The organism is Nostoc sp. EspVER01 (assembly GCF_034530635.1).
GTDB lineage: Bacteria > Cyanobacteriota > Cyanobacteriia > Cyanobacteriales > Nostocaceae > Nostoc.
Map to the genome: position 1 here is coordinate 1 of NZ_JAVRCS010000028.1, position 20113 is coordinate 20113.

Consider the following 20113-nt stretch of genomic DNA (forward strand, 5'->3'; position numbering starts at 1 on the left):
AGGTTCGCAACTTATGGGAGCAGGTTCGCAACTTATGGGAGCAGGTTCGCAACTTGTGGGAGCAGGTTCGCAACTTGTGGGAGCAGGTTCGCAACTTATGGGAGTAGTGTCCCTTAAAGTTTTGATGAAGCTGAGACAATTATCTATATACAGCACTGACAGCTATTATGCAATACAGACCGCCAGGGAATAGAATTCCCTGTCTAATGGTGCAAGTCCTCTAGAAGAGGACTAGAAAAACTTGGGTTAAAGCACTGACAGCTATTATGCAATACAGTACAGTTTTTCTTTTTGCCCTTTTCTATCATAGCTTCCAGCTTTGAGGATGTACCTCATAGCTGCCGGAAGTGCTGTAAATACCAATGTTTAGTAATAAAATTCCGAAAATTTACTGCTATGACTTAAAAATTTTATTACAAAAACTGCGAGTTTTGCTGAACCAAAATGCAGTTTAATTGAGGCAAGCTAGCTCTATAAGAATTTTAAAGGAGTAGTTTTATGTCTCGTAAAAAACGTACATCCCGTGTTTTAGAAAAAGCTCAGTTAAGATCGGCTGGACTGAAATCGATTGTTCCAAGCGTCAAATTTGACGAAGATTATAGTCTAGAAAAATTAGTTGAGTCAATCGACCAGTTACGCGGCAAAATTGATGTTTATAATACTGCTCTATCTGTAGTTGACTCTTCTAAAACTGAAATTGAAGAGATGGAAAAAAACTTGAGCCAGCTTTCTGAAAAGATGCTGATGGTGGTTGGTATTAAGTACGGCAAAGACAGTCGTGAATATGAGATGGCGGGTGGTGTTCGCTATAGCGATCGCATCCGCAAAATCAGATCGAGCCGCTTAAAAAATGTTGCAGAACAAGCATCTGATGAAAATGCTAAAACTGCATAAAATGCAGGATAAGGTAAAAGACGCGATAAATCGCGTCTTTGAGAAATCCGGGAGAAATTGTTTCTTTAAAGTGTTGAAATAAGTCAAACAGAACGCGATCGCTTTATTAGCATTAGTAAGTAAGTTGGGAAAATCTACACCTCCAAAAGCTTTAGGTACTCCCTACTTTGGAGAAAATCACCACTCAGACTAATTTTAGGAAAAGCAAATGGGCGTTAGCACGCTAGCAAAATCAGCACATAATACAATAGACATCTTGCAGAAGTTGGGAAAAGGGGAAAGGTTTGTTATTTTCCCTTTCCCCTTTAACCTTTTTCCACAAGAGTGCAAAAAGAACAAATGCCAAGAAGTCTAATAGCTAGCGTCCCCCAAAAGCCACTCATGCCGCAAAATAACCAAACCGCCATCGAATTCCGCGATGTCACCTTTAGCCGCAATCATCGCCCATTGGTGTCAAATCTCAATTTCACCATCAGTCAAGGAGAAGCACTGGTATTACTTGGGCGCAGTGGTAGCGGCAAAACCACGACAATGAAGTTAATTAATCGCCTATTTACACCTACACAAGGCGAAGTTTTATTTGATGGCATTCCCACAACTCAATGGGATGAAATTAAACTGCGGCGAAAAATTGGTTACGTCATTCAAGAAATTGGTTTATTTCCCCATTTTACAGTTGAACGCAATGTGGGTTTAGTCCCGTCTTTAGAAGGTTGGCAACCAAAACAAATTAAAACGCGGGTTTATGAATTGTTGCAATTGGTAGGCTTAGAACCAGCACAATTTGCCACACGTTATCCGCACGAACTTTCAGGAGGACAAAGGCAAAGAGTTGGTGTAGCCAGGGCTTTAGCAGCAGATCCGCCTGTGTTGTTGATGGATGAACCCTTTGGCGCACTCGATCCAATTACGCGCCTCGAACTGCAACAAGAGTTTCGGCATTTGCAGCAAGAGTTAGGCAAGACAGTTGTTTTCGTCACCCACGATATTCAAGAAGCCTTAGTTTTGGCATCGAGAATTGGTTTAATGTATGGCGGAGAATTGGTAGTATTGGGGACGAGAGATGAATTTATGCGATCGCAACATCCAGAAAGCCTCGCCTTTTTGCAATGTCTGCGTTCCCTGCAAGATACTTTATGAAAAATTTCTTCTTAATTAAGTATGCTCCAGAAATTCTTCAGCATACACTCGAACATCTATTTTTAGTCGGCATCGCGATCGGAATTGCCATCCTTGTAGGCATTCCATTAGGTATTTTAATTACACGTAAAACCTATCTCCGCCAACCAATTCTCGGCATAGCGAATATTCTCCAAACTATACCTAGCTTGGCACTCTTTGGTTTACTTATTCCTGTTCCCATAATTGGCGGAATTGGTGCAGTACCAGCAATTGTTGCCCTGACTGTATATTCCTTACTGCCGATAATTCGTAACACTTACACAGGTATTACTAGCGTCGATCCAGCAATTCGGGAAGCAGGGAGAGGCATGGGAATGACAGATAGACAATTGTTATTACAAGTTGAGATTCCCTTAGCAATGGGAGTAATTTTGGCAGGTGTGCGAGTCGCAACAGTAATCGCCATAGGTATTGCAACTATTGCCGCCGCGATTGGTGCTGGTGGTTTGGGAGTATTTATTTTTCGCGGTATATCAGTAGTAAACGATCAGTTAATTTTAGCTGGTGCAGTTCCGGCAGCGGCAATTGCATTATTAGCTGACTTTGCAATTGGCTGGATGGAGAATAAATTAAAAATTAAAAGTTAATGAAAAGATTTTTCACGCTTTGCTTTTTAAGTTTTGCCTTGTTATTGATAATTGTTGGCTGTACGCCGAATTTAAATAGTAATAACGGTGGTAATATTATTGTTGCTTCCAAAGATTTTACCGAACAAGATATTTTAGGTGAACTGTTAGCACAGCAAATTGAAGCGACAACTAATTTAAAAGTAGCTCGTCGTCCCCGTTTAGGTGGTTCTTTTGTTTGTCATAGTGCTATTACTGCTGGCAAAATCGATGCTTATATTGAGTACACAGGCACATCTTTTACTGCAATTTTGAAGCAAAAAGCAGTTAACGATCCGAAAGAAGTTTATGAGAAGTTAAAACAAGCATACTCCCAGCAGTTCAATTTGGAAGTGATGCCCAGCTTGGGTTTTGAAAACACTTTTGCGATAATTGTCCGGGGTGAAGATGCCAGACGCTACAATATTCAAACACTCTCCGAAGCTACTCAATATACACCGCAGTGGCGTGGCGGTTTCGGTTACGAATTTTTAGAAAGAGAAGATGGTTTTCCCGGATTAGCGAAAACTTACAATTTACGTTTTGCTAAATCTCCGCAAATCATGGACTTGGGTTTAATATATCGTGCTTTGATTCAAAAACAAGTGGATATGGTGGCGGGTAATTCCACTGACGGGCAAATTTCTCGCTTAGGTTTAGTTGTACTCAAGGATGATAAACATTATTTTCCACCTTACGAGACTGTGCCAATTGTCCGACAAGAAATATTAAAAAAATATCCCGAATTAAAAACAGCGATCGCTTCCCTTGCTGGCAAGATTTCAGCAGATGAAATGCGACAGTTAAACTATTTAGTTGAAGGGGAATTACGTGATGTTAAAGATGTTGTCCAGGAGTTTCGCAAATCGAAGGGATTATAATAATTCGTAATTCGTAATTCGTAACGGTTCAGTTAAGCATTGTTTTCCTCTCTCTGTTCCCTCTGTGCCTCTGCGGTTCGTTAAAAAAATTGACTTTGATAAAGAGTTTTAGCCTTAACTGAACCGTATTGAGCCATAATTAGCTCATATTTTAGATATTGGCGATCGCAGGATTGATAAATTCCATGAACAGATTATTAAATCAAAGTTTTTTGCTTACAAATACAAAGCCACGGCTCTTCTTTGATACGGAATCATTTGTCAGCATTGCTTTCCATAAATCTGTTGTTTTTACCCATACTGGTGGATACTTGTAACGAGAAACATCAAGAATTAAAAATCTATCTGTTTGCTCATTATATGCTGCTACAGGAGAAATATGCCCGCCTTTTTCTTGACCAATTTCTTTGCGTAAATAGTTTACTAAAATGAAATTTTGCGGTTGTTTTAAATTTTCTGCTGCTTGTTTGCGGAACTCTTCTAAACTAGTGTCGGCAGCGTGGTAAACATTAACTTTAACGCCATAACTAGCTAGTAATTGCCCTAACTGATCTAAAGTCATACCTTCGCGAGATACAACTTCGGGAGCTAGCACTTTTTTTGTATTCTCATTAATAAAAAAGTTTTCTTGAGTAAATACTCGATATGGCTTGTATTCTGGTACTTCTGGTGCTGGAACTTTTAGACTATTTAGTACCATAACCATACTAGCAACACCACAATATGTCTGAGTATTTTGAGTAGTAAATTGCATACTCAACGGAAAGAAGTCTTGATTGGACTTACTCTCAAATAATAATTTTTCACCTTCAGGTGTATTAAAACCAACTAAATTAGAGGATAGCGGTAATGTTTGAGAGAGAACGCTTCCACTAGAGATACATAATCCAATAGTTAAAGCTTTAAAAAATGTTTTACTTATTTTTCGCAACATAGGATTTATAAGTAATGTAAAATTTTCAAATCAGCTTGTATTAATAATCTCACACCATGATGCTAGACAAATATAAAATTTTCGGAGAAATTGTATAAAAATGCTTACTGTTGCTAAACCCAAGCGAATTGCCAGCGTAATCTTTTCTTTCACCGTTTTACTTTACAGCCAAGTCGCATCAGCCGCCTTAACTTTACCTTTACGCAGCAAGAAGGGAATGGTGGTTTCAGCCCATCCCCTAGCAAGTGAAGCAGGAATTTTGATGTTACGCAAGGGTGGTAATGCAGTAGATGCAGCTGTCGCCACAACCTTTGCACTCTCTGTAGTTGAGCCTTTTTCAGCAGGAATCGGTGGCGGCGGATTTTTATTGATGCACTCTGAGAAAACTGGCGATATGAAAGCGCTAGATTTCCGCGAACGCGCACCCCTGAAAGCTACAAGAAATATGTATCTAGAGGCAGCAGGAAAGGTGCGTCCGAATGCAAGTATTAATGGTTATTTGGCAGTAGCGACACCAGGAACGGTGGCGGGACTTTATGAAGTGCATCGTCGCTATGGTAAGCTTGCTTGGCAAGAGGTAATGAAACCTGCGATCGCACTCGCTAAAGATGGTTTTATTCTTAGTGAGATGGTAACTTGGCGTTCTCTGCAAGCAACCGATCCTCGCAAGCAAGTAGTTCTCAACAATCCCGCAGCGCGAGAAATCTTCACTCGCAAGGGTGAATTTTACCAACCAGGCGAGAAGCTAGTGCAGCGTGATTTGGCACGCACCTTAACAGCAATTGCCGAAAATCCTCAAAGTTTTTACACCGGGAGTATTGCTCGGGCGATCGCTTCTGATATGGTAAAAAATGGTGGTTTAATTACTCTCGAAGACCTGAAAGCCTACAAACCAATCTGGCGCACTCCCGTTTGTGGCAACTTCCGCAAAGCTAAAATTTGCTCAATGCCACCACCATCATCAGGAGGCGTTCATCTATTGCAGATTTTAAATATTATCGGTGACACCGATTTGAAATCTTTAGGATGGCATCATCCAGACGCAATACATTTAATGGTAGAAGCAATGAAGATTGCTTACAGCGATCGCTCAAAATATTTAGGCGATCCTGATTTTGTCAAAGTCCCTGTACAAGAACTGCTCAGTCCAGCTTACGCCAAAAAACGCCGTCAAGAAATTAATATGCAAATGGCTCGACCCTCCACCGAAGTCAAGCCAGTAGATTTAAATTCAAAATGTCTGCGTCTTCCCTCATCCCCTTGTCTTCCCCATGAATCTCCCCAAACCACTCATCTGACTGTTGTGGATGAACAACACAACGCCGTAAGTCTGACTTTCACGATTAACCTCATTTTTGGTGCCGGTATTGTGACACCGGGAACTGGAATTGTTCTCAACAATGAGATGGATGATTTTGCCGCTGCGCCAGGAGTGCCTAATGCTTTTGGTTTGGTTGGTAATGATGCCAACAGCATTGCACCCCGCAAAACTCCCCTATCCAGCATGACTCCCACAATTGTCACAGAAAATGGTCATTTTCGGATGGCAGCAGGTGCGCCTGGTGGTAGCACCATCATCACCCAGGTTTTGCAAGTAATCCTGAATGTGCTGGAATACAACATGGATGTTGGTGCGGCTATTTCTGTTCCACGCATACATCATCAATGGCTGCCAGATGAGTTGCGCGTTGAATCTTGGGGCTTGGATGCTCTGACTCTGCAAGACTTACGCCGTCGGGGACACAAAATTAAGGAAACTACTCCTTGGGGTAATGGTAACGCGATCGCTGTTACATCTGATGGAATTTTAGAAGGAGCCGCCGATCCTCGCGGTGAAGGTTCCCCCAGAGGTTTGTGAGCCAGACGCGGGGACGCAAAAAATAACTAATGACAAATGACTAATGACTATTGATTTTGAATTGTTGACTCTGCGTAGCTGTTACTACCAAACTCGTTTGCCCGTGCGCTAGGTACTAGTGTCCAACCTGCTTTCAAAAGTTTTTGATAAGTTGCCCAACCTTTAGAACCACCTGGTATTTGATAATCTGGGACTGCAAAATGTCCAAAAGCTGTGTAAGGACGCCAGGATTGATTGGCTTCTGTCTGCAAATACAAAATTTTCTCTCCGTCGCCACCAGACTTAGACAACCAACACATTTGTCGATGCATTGCAAACTCCTTTGCTTTTAGCTAATGATGCATAATAGCTGATCCTTGTCAAGCTAATTATCATCCTTGGGGATAATTTTTGCCTAATACTTTAGACAAAATGTAATTAAGTTCTATCCACTACAGGATAATTGCTTAACAACTCATAGCCTGGAAGACAGCTGCTAAAGGGACATAAAGATAAACAGCTTTGCCTCACCTTGTTTATTAGGTGAGATTTTTCCCATGTTATCCGCGTTTTTTGCGATCGTGTGTAACAATAACTACTGTTTTGACTGAGGCTTGCAATCAGACTATTTGTTTTTCTGTTGAGATATATAAGCGCAGATTCTAGAAGTTAGTTATAAAGTTTGGTTGATTAAACACTCTGAGCAAACAATATAAAATCTATTTTTATGTTGGTTGTATACAATCGTCCGTTTGATGACGATAAGCAATTTCGTATTTATCTATAACCCTCTTCTGTCACTCTCCGGGAGGGCGATCGCTATAAGCCTTATGAGGCAACCAATACAAGCTATACTATTAGAAAAAAATAGGTCTTGTATTTGTTATTAGAAAAGAATCGCGCAATCGCTTGCTATACAAAAGTTCTAGATTTTAGGAAAGGCAAATGTTTTCGGAGAGTGACAGAAGAGGGATAAGCTAAATTTAAATCCCCGACTTCTTTAAAAAGTCGGGGATTTGGACAGCAATTTTGGTTATTACAAGGATGGAGCATACAACTTATCGCCGACAATCTGGCGAATTGTCTCTACTAGTTGACTGTATGCAAGGTTAGATAAAACTGGTTGTGCTGTTTGCAACTGAATTTCTCGATCTAAATCAATCCATGACTTGCAGCCAGCGTATTTGGCGTAATAGGGAATTTCTAGCTCTTGCGATAGTTTATATGTCCGCAGAAGCAGGATATAAAGGGGTTGACGTGCTTTCCATTTGAGGCGATCGCTAATAAAATGCTCGTTCCAAATGTGAAAGGGAAGTAAGGTGTTGACAATAGACTCGTCACTCACTGGCAAAATATCTGTAATTTCAGCCCAACTGCCAATGCGAACAGTTTCAGGATGCCAGCCTGATGTTACAGGATAGACATTATTGGCGTATTCAGCTTTCAGCATGAAAGCTTGTTGATGTTCATAAGTAGGGTAAAGCAGAATTTGCTGGTGGGCAACTTGAAAATGTCCATGTCGTTCGTGGATACCGCCCTTGCGGAGCAACATAATTGTTTTGCCACTTTCCAAGGCATTTATGGCAACTGCCCATTCTTTGAGAGCATGAAAAGTTGTAGTCAATTCCATCGGCATCTACTGTAACTCTGATTTAATTTGAAGCTAAGACTGATAAAGTATGAACCTGTCCAAGGCAATGAATTAGGAAACAGTTATAGAAAAGCGATCGCTAGGTACAAGTGAAGTCAAAATCACACCCATCCTCATGGGAACTTGGCAAGCTGGTAAAAGAATGTGGGTGGGAATTGAGGATGCTGACTCGATTAAAACGATTCGAGCCGCTTATGAAGCTGGGATTACGACAATTGACACTGCTGAAGTATATGGTGAAGGACACTCGGAGCAAATTGTCGCTGAAGCTTTATCTGATGTACGAACTCACGTGCAATATGCCACGAAAGTTTTTGCTAACCATCTCAAGTATGAACAAGTGATTGAAGCTTGCGATCGTTCCCTAAAAAACCTGAAAACTGATTACATCGACTTTTACCAAATACATTGGCCCTCCGGCGCTTTCAATAGTGAAATAGTACCTATCGAAGAAACTATGAGCGCTCTTAACTTACTCAAAAAGCAAGGTAAAATTCGAGCAATCGGCGTTTCCAACTTTTCTCACGCCCAGTTAGCAGAAGCAGCAAGTTATGGACGTATTGATAGTTTACAACCACCCTATTCTTTATTCTGGAGACAGGTAGAACAAGATGCATTTCCCTATTGTATCGAAAACAATATTTCTATCCTTGCTTATTCACCTTTAGCACAGGGGTTGTTAACCGGAAGGTTTTCTCTCGGTCATAAATTTGACCCAACAGATAACCGTGCTAAAAATAAACTGTTTCAAGGCGAAAATTTTAAACGTGCCCAACAAGCACTAGAAAAACTGCGTCCTATAGCCCTTCTTCATGATTGTACCCTTGCTCAGTTAGCTTTAGCCTGGTTAATTGCTCAACCTCAAACAAATGCGATTGCCGGAGCGCGTTATCCCGAACAAGCACGAGACAACGCATTCGCTGCCCAAATCAAGCTTTCCGCCGCCGAAATAGCAGAAATTGATGCCATTGGGCGTATTGTCACCGACCATCTGGATGACAATCAGATTATGTGGGATTGATGACAATGCAGTTTGGTACTATGCTTAATCCATCCAAGATCCTTATAACTTTCTTCAAAAGAAGGCTAGGGATCAAATTTATGGCTCTAGATTGCAAAATCTAACAAAACGTCAACTTTCGTAAACCAAGGGTTGCAACTCACAAATTAAGTGATACCTTAAATAGTAGGACACCAAACAAAATAAAACCAAACAAAAAGGGTCAATGACTTAGTGTCCCCTTGTCATCAGCCCAAGCAAGTTTCAGCATATCAAATGTGATAGAAGTGGCAAAAAGCCTAATGTAAAAGGCAAAGGCAAAGCCAAATCCTAAAGCGGAAAAACGCAAGAATGCTGAGTTTGTTAGTTTTTTAGTCCACCCTAGTTATTAACTTTCAGCTAGTTAATTAGTTTAAAATTTGAAATCTGTAAACTCGATAAAACCTGGTCAACCTCGACCAGGTTTTTGGTATTTTATTGTAAACCCAACCTACATCAGTATAATTTTTAGTCTTAACTGAACTGTATTGAAGCGTATTGGACTATAGATAATTTTACAGCAGGGAATAGAATAGGACAGCAACATATCCTGCTAGGAGAATTTGATGAAAAATTATCGCTTTTTAAATAAGATTACTACAGCTATGATTGTAGCTACTCTTTCTTTTTCCTGTAAGTCTTCTGTTAGTAGAAATGCAGAACAGGCAAAAGCAACTGAGAAACCGAAGCTACAACAAAATCTTATCTATGGCGATTTAATTATTAAAGAACAATCAGATTATCTAATGATTCCTGTTAGTCTTGGAGAGCAGAATAAAGAGAAAGGAGTTGATTTAAACCTTTCACGTTCTTATGAAAATGGAAGAGATAATCAATTGTATAATATCATCTTTTATCAAAAGCAAGGTAGTGAAGCTCATCTTTTATTAAATAAAAAAGCCATTATCGCCTCCTTCGATTTATTGGAGGTAAAAGCAGCAAATAAGCCAACTACAAGAGTTTGGTTATATAAAATCATTGACCAAGATACAAATACAGATAAAAAACTTAATAGCGAAGATGCTACTATTGGCTATATTTCTGATTTATCAGGTAAGAACCTCCAGCAAATTACCCCAAATAATACTAGAATCATCAGTTGGGTTGTTGTTCCTAGTCAAAATGCAATTTTTCTAAAAATTCTTAAAGACTCGGATAATGATAAAAAATTTACAAAAGAAGATAAAACAAATTTTGTGAGGGTTAATCTTGATAAAATCGGTATGGGAACTGAAATTATTAGTGACCAAATAGAACAAGAAATTAAATCATACGTTTTGAAATAAGCTTATTTGTAGTAAGGGCTGGAGCCACTTACTACAAACTTTTAATCCAATACTCTTGGGTTAAGGATAATTGATATTTAAAGACGCGATAAATCGCGTCTCGACATGAGGGTTTTGTTGTTCATTATGAACTTGTATTGATCTTTACAAAACCCAATCGCGTAAAAGTTGGTTTACTTTATCCGGTATTTCATCATGAGGACAATGACCTGCCGTTAAGAAATGTTCTGTCAAGTTAGGACAATATTGACGAAACTTTGGAGAACGTTCTCTAGCATTCATCCAAGGGTCAGCTTCTCCCCACAACATCAATAAAGGACAAGTTAATTGCTTTAGTAGCACATCAACTTTTTCCCCTTGAGGTGTGCTAAAAACTGAAACAAACACATCCAACGCACCCGGATCAAAAGCAGGGCGAGAAATTTCTTCTACCAATTGGTCTGTAATCGCACTTTTATCAAGATATACCTTTTCTAAGGTTTGGCGAATTACCCAACGTTGTCGCACATATTGAAATAACAGAAATTGAGCTAAAGGTTGTTGAAAAATCCACTTAACTGAGTCACCCAGAAGTTTCTCTAAAGAAGAGGGTTGTTTGGGTGGCTGAATTTCACTTTGCAAAGCTTCAGGTTCAGATGTGGGCTGGCTTTCACTAAAAGGCCCGGCACTATTGAGCAACACTAATCCAGCCGCACTGTCGGGACGTTGGGCTGCAACACACAAGCAAGCATAACCACCAAGGGAATTACCTGCTAATACTGCTTTTTGACCAATCACTTCGCTGATAAAATCATGAAGTTGATCGCGCCATAAGTCGCCACTGTACTGCAATTTTGGTTTTGCCGATCGCCCAAATCCCAAAAGGTCGATCGCAAATACTTCAAAATCTTGACACAATCCTGTGATATTCTTGCGCCAGTGGTCTGTGGAAGCACCAAATCCATGTACCAAAAGCAAGGGCGGACGTTGCGCTTGCTTCTCTCCCGCACGCACGTAGTAAACGTTGTGCCCGCGCCACTGCCAATATTTACCAGGAATTGGAGTTGTAGAGGGGGCTGTAGTTGCCTGCATGATTTAAAGAAATGTTAAGTAGCTTCTAATAATTGTAAACTAGTCGGGAGTGGGGAGTGGCGACTAGGGACTGAGGACTAGGGAAGAGTTTTCTTAAGCCAATGACAAATGACAAATGACAAAAGAAAATTTAATTACAGGCAAAACTAAACTACTAGGAGTCATTGGACATCCGGTGGAGCATTCGCTGTCGCCAGTAATGCATAATGCAGCGTTAGCGCAGCTCGCCGTTCGCGTAGCGTCTCGCAGAGAAGACATCGCACAACTAGGATTAGATTATATCTATCTGCCTTTTCCGATTGAACCACAGAATTTAGAGGTAGCGATCGCAGGTTTAGCTGCTGTTGGGGTTGTCGGTTTTAGTGTGACAATACCTCACAAACAGGCAATCATCCCTTTACTCTCAGAAATTACGCCCCTAGCTCAAACTATCGGAGCTGTAAATACTGTTAGCCGCCAAAATCACAAATGGGTAGGCACAAATACAGATATAGAAGGATTTATCGCCCCTTTGCAGACAACATATAAACAAGATTGGAGTCAGAAGGTAGCGGTAATTTTAGGTAATGGTGGTGCAGCAAGAGCTGTTGTAGCAGGTTGTATTCAGCTAGGTTTTGCCCAAATTCATGTTGTTGGGCGCAATATGCAGAGATTACAAGAATTCCGCAACAGTTGGAGCAATTCATCTCTAGCTGATAAATTCCAGGTTCATCAATGGCAGGAATTACCAAAGCTCATTCCCCAGGCAAATCTGCTGGTAAATACAACTCCGATTGGGATGTATCCCAAAGTCGATGAATCGCCTTTGAGTGTAGGAGAAATAGCGAATTTACCAACAGGTGCGATCGCTTACGATTTAATATATATTCCTAAACCGACGCAATTTCTTAAGCAGGCTGAAAAACAAGGTGCAATTGCGATCGATGGATTAGAAATGCTAGTCCAACAAGGGGTAGCAGCATTAAAAATCTGGTTGCATCTGGAAACTTTGCCTGTAGAAGTGATGCGCCAAGCGTTACAAAATCACCTTCGTTTGGGTAAATGAGGGTTTTATATGACTCCTACTTGATTTTTAAACAAAACTTTAGTAGACCTATTGCAAAAGTCCCTAACACCCCACCCCCTACCCCTCCCCGCTCTTCGGGCTACGGTGTACACACAAGTCTATATCATTCTTTATTAATGAATCTCGCACTGTGTTTTGATTCCGCCTCGGAATGAATTCCGAGTCTCATAGCCCAAGTCCACTGAAAGTGGACTGAATTAATTATTTAGTCCACTTTCAGTGGAGTTTCGCTATCAGCCCTGAACTTCAGTTCTGGGCGGGATATGGGTGGGCGTGACAATCCAGTAATTAGGCATCCTTTATGGATGCCTGTCAATATGAACTCAGCCATTAACTAAATTTTCTACAGTATCAGCATCATTTGGTAATGCAGCTGTTAAAACTTCGCTGCCGTCTGTAGTAACTAAAACATCATCTTCAATGCGGATACCACGGACATCGGCGAATTCAGATAAACGCTGCCAATTCACCACATTCTGATATTTGGAACGAACATTAGCATCATTTAAAATTGCTGGTACTTGATAAAAACCAGGTTCAATTGTGACTAACATTCCTGGACGCAGGGGACGATTTAAACGGAGATAGCTTAAGCCAAAGCGATCGCTCCTTTCACGTCCTTCTTCATACCCAGCTAAATCGCCCAAATCTTCCATATCATGCACATCTAAACCCAGTAGATGACCGATACCATGAGGAAAAAACAGCGCGTGGGCATCGATTTCTACTAAATCTTGGGGATTTCCTTGTAAAATGCCTAACTCTACTAAACCTTCAGCGATCGCTGTAGCCGCTTGCAGGTGAATATCCCCATACTCTACACCAGGCTGGATTTTGGCAATGCAAGCATCATGGGCTGCCAAAACCACATTATAAATATCTCTTTGGGTAGATGAAAACTTGCCCGAAACTGGCCAAGTGCGAGTCACATCACCAGCCCAACCAGTCTCAGTTTCAGCGCCAACATCGGCAAGCAGTAAATCACCTGGTTGCAAACTATGGTGATAATGCTCGTTATGCAAAACTTCACCGTGAACAGTGACAATACTGTTGTAAGAGGTAGTCATATTGTGGGCAATAATCACCCCTTCCATCGCGGCCCGAACTTCTGCTTCTAGTTTGGCTTGGGGTGTTGCTGCCATCCCCGCTTTGTGAGCTTTGACAGTGACAGCCGCAGCTTTTCGCAACTCGCTTAATGCCGCATCATCGTGGGTAAGACGGAGTGAAACGATCGCCTTTGCTAACTCCAAGTCAATTCCTTGGGGAGGACTTTGTGGTAAAACCCATCTATTTAATAGCTGCGATTGCTGCGTCCAAGTAGCCGCATCTTGGACGGCAAGTGTCGCGGCATCTTCTAGGCAAGACTCTAATTCTGCCATTGGCCCTGCCACATCCGCCCCAATCTTCTCGGCTATTTCTTCGCGCGTTGGCATTTCTCCATGCCAAAGGGCGCTGCTGGGTGACGGATCGTCGATGAATAGTTCTAGTTTGCCCGCTTCTAGACGAATTGCCGCCTTTGGTAATGGCAGTCCGGCGAAATAAAGGAAATGACTGTTAGCACGAAATGGAAAGGAATTTGCCGGAAAGTTGCGCGAATTATTGCTACCTGACCACAGAATTGCCGGAAAATCAATCAGCTTGGCTAGTTGTTGCCGTCGGTGGCGTAAAGTCTCGCCGAGAGAAGTAGAAGTTTGTGGGATAAGCATAAATGTAAGGTGATAGTTTTACCTTTATTTAGTCGTTATCGTCTTTATCGTCATCTTTTTTATCATTTTTGCGATCGCCATCTTTGTCGTCGTCATCTTTGTCGTCATCTCTGTCGTTTTGGTTAGGTTGTACGACTGGTTTTTGTTGCTCAGTTGGTGCAGGTGGCTGCGGGGCTTCAATAACACAACTAACTAATCCTCCAGAAATTAGCGCTAAGTTGACAGCAGCAAAGATGCTTCTAAAGATTTTTATCCTCACGTTTTCGGTTTGCTTTAACATTGACTCTAGTTTTTGGAGATTGTATTCCTAATTTCTAAGGTACTGTATATAGTGGTTCTGATTAAACAAGCACGCTGTGCCCCTACAGATCAACAATATATTGCTGTCTAACTTTCAAGGTGACTCTAATGGGACAAATCATTACTCAGGTTGATGCTTTTACCAATACACCTTTTGCAGGTAATCCTGCTGCTGTCTGTGTTTTGCCTACTCCCCAAGATGAGTGCTGGATGCAAAACGTAGCGCAGGAGATGAATTTATCTGAAACAGCTTTTCTAGTCAGACAGGATGATGGCTTTAATCTGCGTTGGTTTACGCCCACAGTGGAAGTGCCGCTTTGTGGTCATGCAACTTTAGCTAGTGCCCATGTACTTTGGTCAGAGGGACATTTGTCACCTGATAAAGTTGCACGTTTTTATACCAAAAGTGGAGTGCTGACTGCGAAGCTGCAAGGTGAGTGGATTGAGTTAGATTTTCCTATAAATCACTCACAAGCAACAGTCGTCCCTCCAGAACTCAAGCAAGCTTTGGGTGTACCCTGCAAATCTGTCTTGCAGAATTCACTAGGTTATCTAGTGGAATTGGAATCTGAAGAATTGGTGCGGCAAATACAGCCCAATTTTCAACTGCTCAAAACCTTACCGATTTCTGATGTCATTGTCACCAGCCTCACTGACTCTGATTCTGAATATGATTTCGTCTCTCGCTTCTTTGCACCGGGATTAGGGATTAATGAAGACCCAGTTACAGGAGCGGCTCATTGCTGTCTCGCTTGGTTCTGGCGCGATCGCTTGCATAAAAATGAGTTTTTGGCTTATCAAGCATCTAGTCGCGGTGGCGTGGTGAAGGTGTATTATGACGGAGGCGATCGCGTCTTTCTCGCTGGACAAGCGGTAACTGTGCTGCGAGGTGAGTTATTTACCGCATCAACCTAATATTACAAATCAATAGTATCTGGCAAAAACTCACTATCAAGAACTTGGGCAATGGAATAAGGACATTCCACTGGAAACGTATTTATTGGTAGTTCAGTTTCATTACTAGCAGCTTTCAATCCCCGATGATAGCACTGGGCTAAAACTTCTTCTGGATAAGACTTGAGGCTGGGAATCTCTTGCAGTAAATCTGCAATTTTGTAGCGCTGCTCATCAATCGTATTTCGCCAAGAGCCACTCCGCAAACTAGATTAGACTTCTTGCAAAAGTCGGGGTAAAGGGGAAGGTGGGGCCCCCTCTGGGGATAAGGGGCGGGGGAAAAGGGTAAAAAAACTCAAAATCCTTTCCCTTTAACCTTTACCCTTTTCCCTAAGAGTGCAAAAACATATTTTTGCAAGAGGTCTATTGATATTGCCACTTGAGCAAATGCTGTAATAATACTTCCAAGCGGCTTTTCAATTCTCGTCGTTCTGACCGTCCCAAGCTTTCAATTTCCTCAATCACAGCATTCCAGTCTACTTCTCTAAATTGTCCAGCACGAATGAGTTGTACAGTTTTTTCTGTCCATGCTGCAAAGTCTGTTTCATACAACTGGGCCGCACTTTTCGGAATCTGGGTCATGAGCTTTTTGCAATCTACCGTATACTAGCTAAATTGGAGATACTGTACGCCCATTTTAACCTCAACAAAACGATCGCATCTTTTTAGCCATACAAGCCGTAACGCGCTTATCTTGAGCTGTTGATGTTGAGGTAGCAGGCGTAGAATTTAACTTTTCAGATATCCTTTAATAAAAAACTTGTAAGTGAGTTGAAAAAATGGCAACCGTGTTTGATAACATCGCTCTCCAGTTTCAAAAACTTAACAAATTGCCTTATCGCTTGTATGGTGAGGCATATACATACTTAAATTTAATCGGAGATGTTGCCGGGAAATCAATCCTCGATCTAGCTTGTGGAGAAGGATTTTTCACACGATTGCTCAAACAGAATGGCGCTGCACGTTTGGTTGGTGTAGATATTTCCTCAGAAATGATCAAATTGGCAAGACTTGAAGAAGCCTCTGTTCCACTTGATATTGAATATATCATCGGTGATGTCATGGAAATTGGTTCTATTGGCAGCTTCGATCTTGTGGTAGTCTCCTACTTGCTGAATTGCGCTTCAACTAAAGAGCAACTACTCAAAATGTGTCAGTCCATAGCAATTCATCTGAAACCTGGTGGTAGATTCGTCAGTTTGAATAATAATTTAGAACTGCTTCCAGAATTTTATAACAAACATGAGAAATATGGCATTTATAGGAAATGTGCCCAGTCGCTCCAGGAAGGTACTCCCATAACCTTAACATTGAGCATTCCTGATGACGGTGAGTCTATTAGTATTGATAACTACTACCTTAGCCAAGCGACTTATGAATGGGCCTTGATGAGTGCTGGTTTTAAAGAGATCCGCTGGCATCATCCAAAAGTCTCCCCCAAAGGCATACAGAAATTTGGCTCCGAGTTCTGGCAGGATTACATTGACTATCCCGATATGATCGGCATTACCTGCCTAAAATAGCTGTCAATGCAGTTGGTTAGAGGCTGTTAGGGAGTTTTGCAAGATATCTAATGTTTGTTAGGGCAAACAATCATATTGCAGAAAATTGAGTTAAAATTGCACGTCAATACAAACACTAAACCGCAAAAGCGTACTTTTGCGAAGAAACAACTGTCACAATATTTAAACAAGCCTATATTTTTATTTCAAAAATGTCTGCTAAATACAAAGATAGTAGAACTACTATCCAATCTCGTGATTGGCCAATTGAGGAATTACCTGGACTGAGCCACGACGAACAATCTCAACTCCAAAATTGTGGGATTACTAGCACAGTAACCTTAGTTAAACAAGGGAAAACTCTAGAGTCAAGACTAGCGTTAGCAAATAAACTACAGATTCATCTTCAGTATGTAAATAAATGGATGGCTTTAGCTGACTTGGCACGTATTCCCAGTGTCGGGACACAATATTGTGGTTTATTGCTTCATGCAGGTATTGGTTCTGTAGTGCAGTTAGCTCAAACTCCCACTCACAGATTGCACCAACAAATTATGCGCTTGCAGGTAGCAACAATGCAGCGCCGAGATTTGTGTCCAGCAATTGAGCTAGTACAACAGTGGAGTCAGCAAGCTAAAGCAATCATTAGTTAGGAGTTAGGAGTGAGGAGTTAGAAGTTAAAAGTTAGGAGTTAAAACTCATAATTCATAATTCATAACTCATAACTCTTTAACCAAGACACCATTAAGAAAGATATCAGCGAGTCCTTCCGCCATTTCCTGCATTTGTTGGGGAGAGGCGTCAGGTTCGATGAGGGTGTTGTTAGAAAAACCTGCGATCGCAAACATTCCTAAAAAAACTTTCGCAACTAGCTTCGCGTCCCCTTGACGATAAATGCCTTTATCCATCGCTGTTTGAAAGAATGCTTCACCCACATCAGTCATTTTGGTAATGACTTCTAATTGAATGCGATCGCGCAAATCGGGGTGAAATTGCACCTCCATAAAACAAACACGCATCAAATCGGCATTTTTTTGGAAATTCCACATCCGGCGGCGCATTACCTGAGCGACGGCTTTATAGCTGCCCATTTCACTTAATTCTGTGAGCAAATCTGTCAAAATCTCTACCCAGCCACTCGTGGCTACTTCCACCAAAATTGCTTTTTTATTCGGAAAATGACGAAATAGAGTACCTTCAGCTACACCTGCCGCTTGTGCTAAGTCACGGGTGGTAGTACCGTCAAATCCCTTAGAAGCAAACAACCGTTGTGCTGCCTCTAAAATCCGGGTGCGCGTCTGAGCCTCTGAAGGTGGGGAAGAATTAAAAACTCGCATAAAAGTTATGGTTAGATATCCGTAACAAGACTTGTAGCATTATTGTCTAACGTCAAGTGCAAAGAGCCACTGAAAGCTTAATACAAGATTAACGCTCTTTTGCTAAGTATCCTGTTATTTAGGTAATGTAACTTTATCTTACTTCTCGCTTATGAACCAGAGCAGTCGGTCAATTTTAGATTTTAAATTGGGGACTTTCCTGCGGAACGCTACGCGTAGCTTGCTTCCCCGAAGGGGTACGACTTCGCTCAGTCAAACGATTTTGGATTGGTCAGATCGAGTATCTGTCAGATTGCGGCGGTTATTTGTCATTATCTTGACTTTAATTATCTTCTCGTGGGGATTGCTGCCAGAAGTTGCTCTAGCTCAAACTCAGACAGCGCCTCCTCCTCAAGAAACCAAAACTCAAACCCCGCCAGTTCAAACTTCAATCCAACCTTATCTCGATCGAGTTATTAAGCAGTTAACGGAGTTTCGCCTCGACAATGGTTTGAAATTCATTGTTTTGGAACGACATCAAGCGCCCGTAGTTTCTTTTCTGACTTATGCGAATGTGGGTGGTGTAGATGAGCCAGATGGCAAAACTGGTGTAGCTCACTTTTTGGAACATTTGGCGTTTAAAGGCACAACCCGCATTGGTACACAAGACTACAAAAAAGAAAAACCGCTACTAGATACCTTAGAGCAGTTGAATGCTCAAATTAAAACAGCGAAAGCCGATGGCAAAAAAGCTGAGGTTGCTCGGTTAGAAACTGAGTTTAAACAAGTGGAATTGCAAGCCGGCAAGCTAGTCAAGCAAAATGAATTGGGACAAATTGTCGAACAAGCAGGAGGCGTGGGTTTAAATGCCAATACTTCAACTGAAGCTACCCGTTATTTGTACAGCTTTCCTGCCAATAAGCTAGAACTTTGGATGTCGTTGGAGTCGGAGCGATTTCTCGATCCGGTAATTCGTCGTGAGTTTTATAAAGAGAAAGATGTAATTTTAGAAGAACGACGGATGCGGGTGGAAAATTCACCCATTGGACAGATGGTGGAAAAGTTTATTGATGCTGCTTACAAAGCTCATCCTTACAGGCGTCCGGTGATTGGTTATGACGAAGATATCCGCAATCTGACACCAGAAGATGTCCAAAAGTTTTTTGATACTCACTACGTACCAAGTAATTTGACCATTGCTATTGTCGGAGATGTCAATCCCACTCAGGTGAAAAAACTGGCGCAAACTTATTTTGGCCGCTTTCAAGCCAAAACCAAAGCTGTTGAACAAATTCCGGTGGAACCACCACAACAACAAACACGGGAAGTTACTTTACAGCTACCTTCTCAACCTTGGTATTTAGAAGGTTATCACCGTCCGGCGATTACTCATCCAGATAATGCCGTCTATGAAATCATTGGCAGTTTATTAAGTGATGGGCGCACATCGCGGCTATATAAGTCTTTGGTAGAAAAGCAACGTTTGGCGCTAAATGCTCAAGGTTACAGTGGATTTCCTGGAGATAAGTACCCAAACCTGATCTTTTTCTATGCTCTCACAGCTCCTGGTCATACAGTTGATGAGTTGGCGGTGGCTTTACGTCAAGAAATTGACAAATTAAAAACTGAGCCTGTAGCGGCGGCTGATTTGCAACGAGTGAAAACCCAAGCACGGGCAGGTTTGTTACGTACTCTCGATTCCAATATGGGTATGGCGCAACAATTGTTGGAATATGAGGTGAAAACTGGCTCTTGGCGCAATTTGTTTAAGCAGTTGGATGACATTTCAGCGGTGACGACGGCTGATATTGTGCGAGTGGCAAAAGAGACTTTTACGCCGAAAAATCGCACGATTGGGAAGCTGTTGTCGAAATCACCATGAAAAACAA

The 20113-nt window shown here is 41.5% G+C and carries 22 protein-coding genes; 13 read left to right on the top strand and 9 right to left on the bottom strand.

Going from position 1 to position 20113, the window contains the following annotated elements; translation table 11 throughout:
- From RMX69_RS21190 to RMX69_RS21210, 5 genes are all read left to right on the top strand, one after another.
- On the top strand, positions 1-193 hold a 193-nt coding region (locus RMX69_RS21190), incomplete at its 5' end, for a hypothetical protein (RefSeq protein ID WP_322638639.1).
- Between the two features lie 305 nt (positions 194-498).
- The gene (locus RMX69_RS21195; protein WP_289795911.1) at positions 499-894 is read left to right on the top strand and encodes a hypothetical protein; all 396 of its coding nucleotides are present in this window, start codon (positions 499-501) and stop codon (positions 892-894) included.
- Positions 895-1275: 381 nt separating this feature from the next.
- Entirely contained in the window at positions 1276-2034 is a 759-nt protein-coding gene (locus tag RMX69_RS21200) for an ATP-binding cassette domain-containing protein (protein WP_289799936.1), read from the top strand.
- A complete protein-coding gene (locus tag RMX69_RS21205) occupies positions 2031-2663 on the top strand; it encodes an ABC transporter permease (protein WP_322638640.1) in 633 nt (210 codons plus the stop codon). The genes RMX69_RS21200 and RMX69_RS21205 overlap by 4 nt, the downstream gene beginning before the upstream one ends.
- A complete protein-coding gene (locus tag RMX69_RS21210) occupies positions 2663-3562 on the top strand; it encodes a glycine betaine ABC transporter substrate-binding protein (protein ID WP_322638641.1) in 900 nt (299 codons plus the stop codon). Before RMX69_RS21205 ends, RMX69_RS21210 begins: the two co-directional genes overlap by 1 nt.
- A gap of 202 nt (positions 3563-3764) precedes the next feature.
- On the opposite strand, the gene RMX69_RS21215 is transcribed toward RMX69_RS21210, so the two are convergent.
- Complete coding sequence (locus RMX69_RS21215) at positions 3765-4496, bottom strand: phytochelatin synthase family protein (RefSeq protein WP_322638642.1); 732 nt, start codon at positions 4494-4496, stop codon at positions 3765-3767.
- Between the two features lie 100 nt (positions 4497-4596).
- Between RMX69_RS21215 and ggt the strand changes: the two genes are divergently transcribed.
- Positions 4597-6354 carry a gamma-glutamyltransferase gene (ggt, locus tag RMX69_RS21220; protein ID WP_322638643.1) on the top strand — a complete coding sequence of 586 codons (1758 nt, stop codon included), beginning with the start codon at positions 4597-4599 and terminating at the stop codon, positions 6352-6354.
- Positions 6355-6401: 47 nt separating this feature from the next.
- On the opposite strand, the gene RMX69_RS21225 is transcribed toward ggt, so the two are convergent.
- Together RMX69_RS21225 and RMX69_RS21230 are read right to left on the bottom strand one after the other, a co-directional pair.
- Positions 6402-6665 carry a hypothetical protein gene (locus RMX69_RS21225; protein ID WP_289795907.1) on the bottom strand — a complete coding sequence of 88 codons (264 nt, stop codon included), beginning with the start codon at positions 6663-6665 and terminating at the stop codon, positions 6402-6404.
- Positions 6666-7369: 704 nt separating this feature from the next.
- Positions 7370-7969: a DUF1802 family protein gene (locus RMX69_RS21230; protein WP_322638644.1), complete on the bottom strand. Its 600-nt coding sequence runs from the start codon at positions 7967-7969 to the stop codon at positions 7370-7372.
- A gap of 79 nt (positions 7970-8048) precedes the next feature.
- On the opposite strand from RMX69_RS21230, the gene RMX69_RS21235 reads away from it, so the two are divergent.
- Together RMX69_RS21235 and RMX69_RS21240 are read left to right on the top strand one after the other, a co-directional pair.
- Positions 8049-9005: an aldo/keto reductase gene (locus tag RMX69_RS21235; protein WP_322638675.1), complete on the top strand. Its 957-nt coding sequence runs from the start codon at positions 8049-8051 to the stop codon at positions 9003-9005.
- 584 nt (positions 9006-9589) lie between these two features.
- On the top strand, positions 9590-10309 hold the full coding sequence (locus RMX69_RS21240) for a hypothetical protein (protein ID WP_322638645.1): 720 nt from the start codon (positions 9590-9592) through the stop codon (positions 10307-10309).
- Positions 10310-10453: 144 nt separating this feature from the next.
- Here the strand turns inward: RMX69_RS21240 and RMX69_RS21245 are convergent, their stop codons facing one another.
- A complete protein-coding gene (locus RMX69_RS21245) occupies positions 10454-11380 on the bottom strand; it encodes an alpha/beta fold hydrolase (protein ID WP_322638646.1) in 927 nt (308 codons plus the stop codon).
- A 115-nt stretch (positions 11381-11495) separates the two neighbouring features.
- Here RMX69_RS21245 and RMX69_RS21250 point away from each other — a divergent pair, with 115 nt between their 5' ends.
- The gene (locus tag RMX69_RS21250; protein WP_322638647.1) at positions 11496-12425 is read left to right on the top strand and encodes a shikimate dehydrogenase; all 930 of its coding nucleotides are present in this window, start codon (positions 11496-11498) and stop codon (positions 12423-12425) included.
- A 344-nt stretch (positions 12426-12769) separates the two neighbouring features.
- Here RMX69_RS21250 and RMX69_RS21255 read toward each other — a convergent pair whose 3' ends face one another.
- Positions 12770-14152 (bottom strand): aminopeptidase P family protein, encoded by a 1383-nt coding sequence (locus RMX69_RS21255; protein ID WP_322638648.1) that lies wholly within the window; start codon positions 14150-14152, stop codon positions 12770-12772.
- A gap of 28 nt (positions 14153-14180) precedes the next feature.
- Positions 14181-14432: a hypothetical protein gene (locus RMX69_RS21260; RefSeq protein ID WP_289795901.1), complete on the bottom strand. Its 252-nt coding sequence runs from the start codon at positions 14430-14432 to the stop codon at positions 14181-14183.
- 128 nt (positions 14433-14560) lie between these two features.
- Here RMX69_RS21260 and RMX69_RS21265 point away from each other — a divergent pair, with 128 nt between their 5' ends.
- On the top strand, positions 14561-15367 hold the full coding sequence (locus tag RMX69_RS21265) for a PhzF family phenazine biosynthesis protein (RefSeq protein ID WP_322638649.1): 807 nt from the start codon (positions 14561-14563) through the stop codon (positions 15365-15367).
- Between the two features lie 2 nt (positions 15368-15369).
- On the opposite strand, the gene RMX69_RS21270 is transcribed toward RMX69_RS21265, so the two are convergent.
- Complete coding sequence (locus RMX69_RS21270) at positions 15370-15612, bottom strand: DUF29 domain-containing protein (RefSeq protein ID WP_322638650.1); 243 nt, start codon at positions 15610-15612, stop codon at positions 15370-15372.
- A gap of 157 nt (positions 15613-15769) precedes the next feature.
- Positions 15770-15988 (bottom strand): DUF29 domain-containing protein, encoded by a 219-nt coding sequence (locus tag RMX69_RS21275; RefSeq protein WP_289795898.1) that lies wholly within the window; start codon positions 15986-15988, stop codon positions 15770-15772.
- A gap of 197 nt (positions 15989-16185) precedes the next feature.
- On the opposite strand from RMX69_RS21275, the gene RMX69_RS21280 reads away from it, so the two are divergent.
- Both RMX69_RS21280 and RMX69_RS21285 read left to right on the top strand, forming a co-directional pair.
- Positions 16186-16929 (top strand): class I SAM-dependent methyltransferase, encoded by a 744-nt coding sequence (locus RMX69_RS21280; protein WP_289795897.1) that lies wholly within the window; start codon positions 16186-16188, stop codon positions 16927-16929.
- Positions 16930-17120: 191 nt separating this feature from the next.
- Positions 17121-17561, top strand: a complete 441-nt coding sequence (locus RMX69_RS21285) for a DUF4332 domain-containing protein (protein WP_322638651.1) — start codon at positions 17121-17123, stop codon at positions 17559-17561.
- A 66-nt stretch (positions 17562-17627) separates the two neighbouring features.
- On the opposite strand, the gene RMX69_RS21290 is transcribed toward RMX69_RS21285, so the two are convergent.
- Positions 17628-18245, bottom strand: coding sequence for a TetR/AcrR family transcriptional regulator (locus tag RMX69_RS21290; protein ID WP_289795895.1), 618 nt, complete (start codon positions 18243-18245; stop codon positions 17628-17630).
- Positions 18246-18396: 151 nt separating this feature from the next.
- Here RMX69_RS21290 and RMX69_RS21295 point away from each other — a divergent pair, with 151 nt between their 5' ends.
- Entirely contained in the window at positions 18397-20106 is a 1710-nt protein-coding gene (locus RMX69_RS21295; protein ID WP_322638652.1) for a pitrilysin family protein, read from the top strand.
- Positions 20107-20113: the final 7 nt, after the last annotated feature.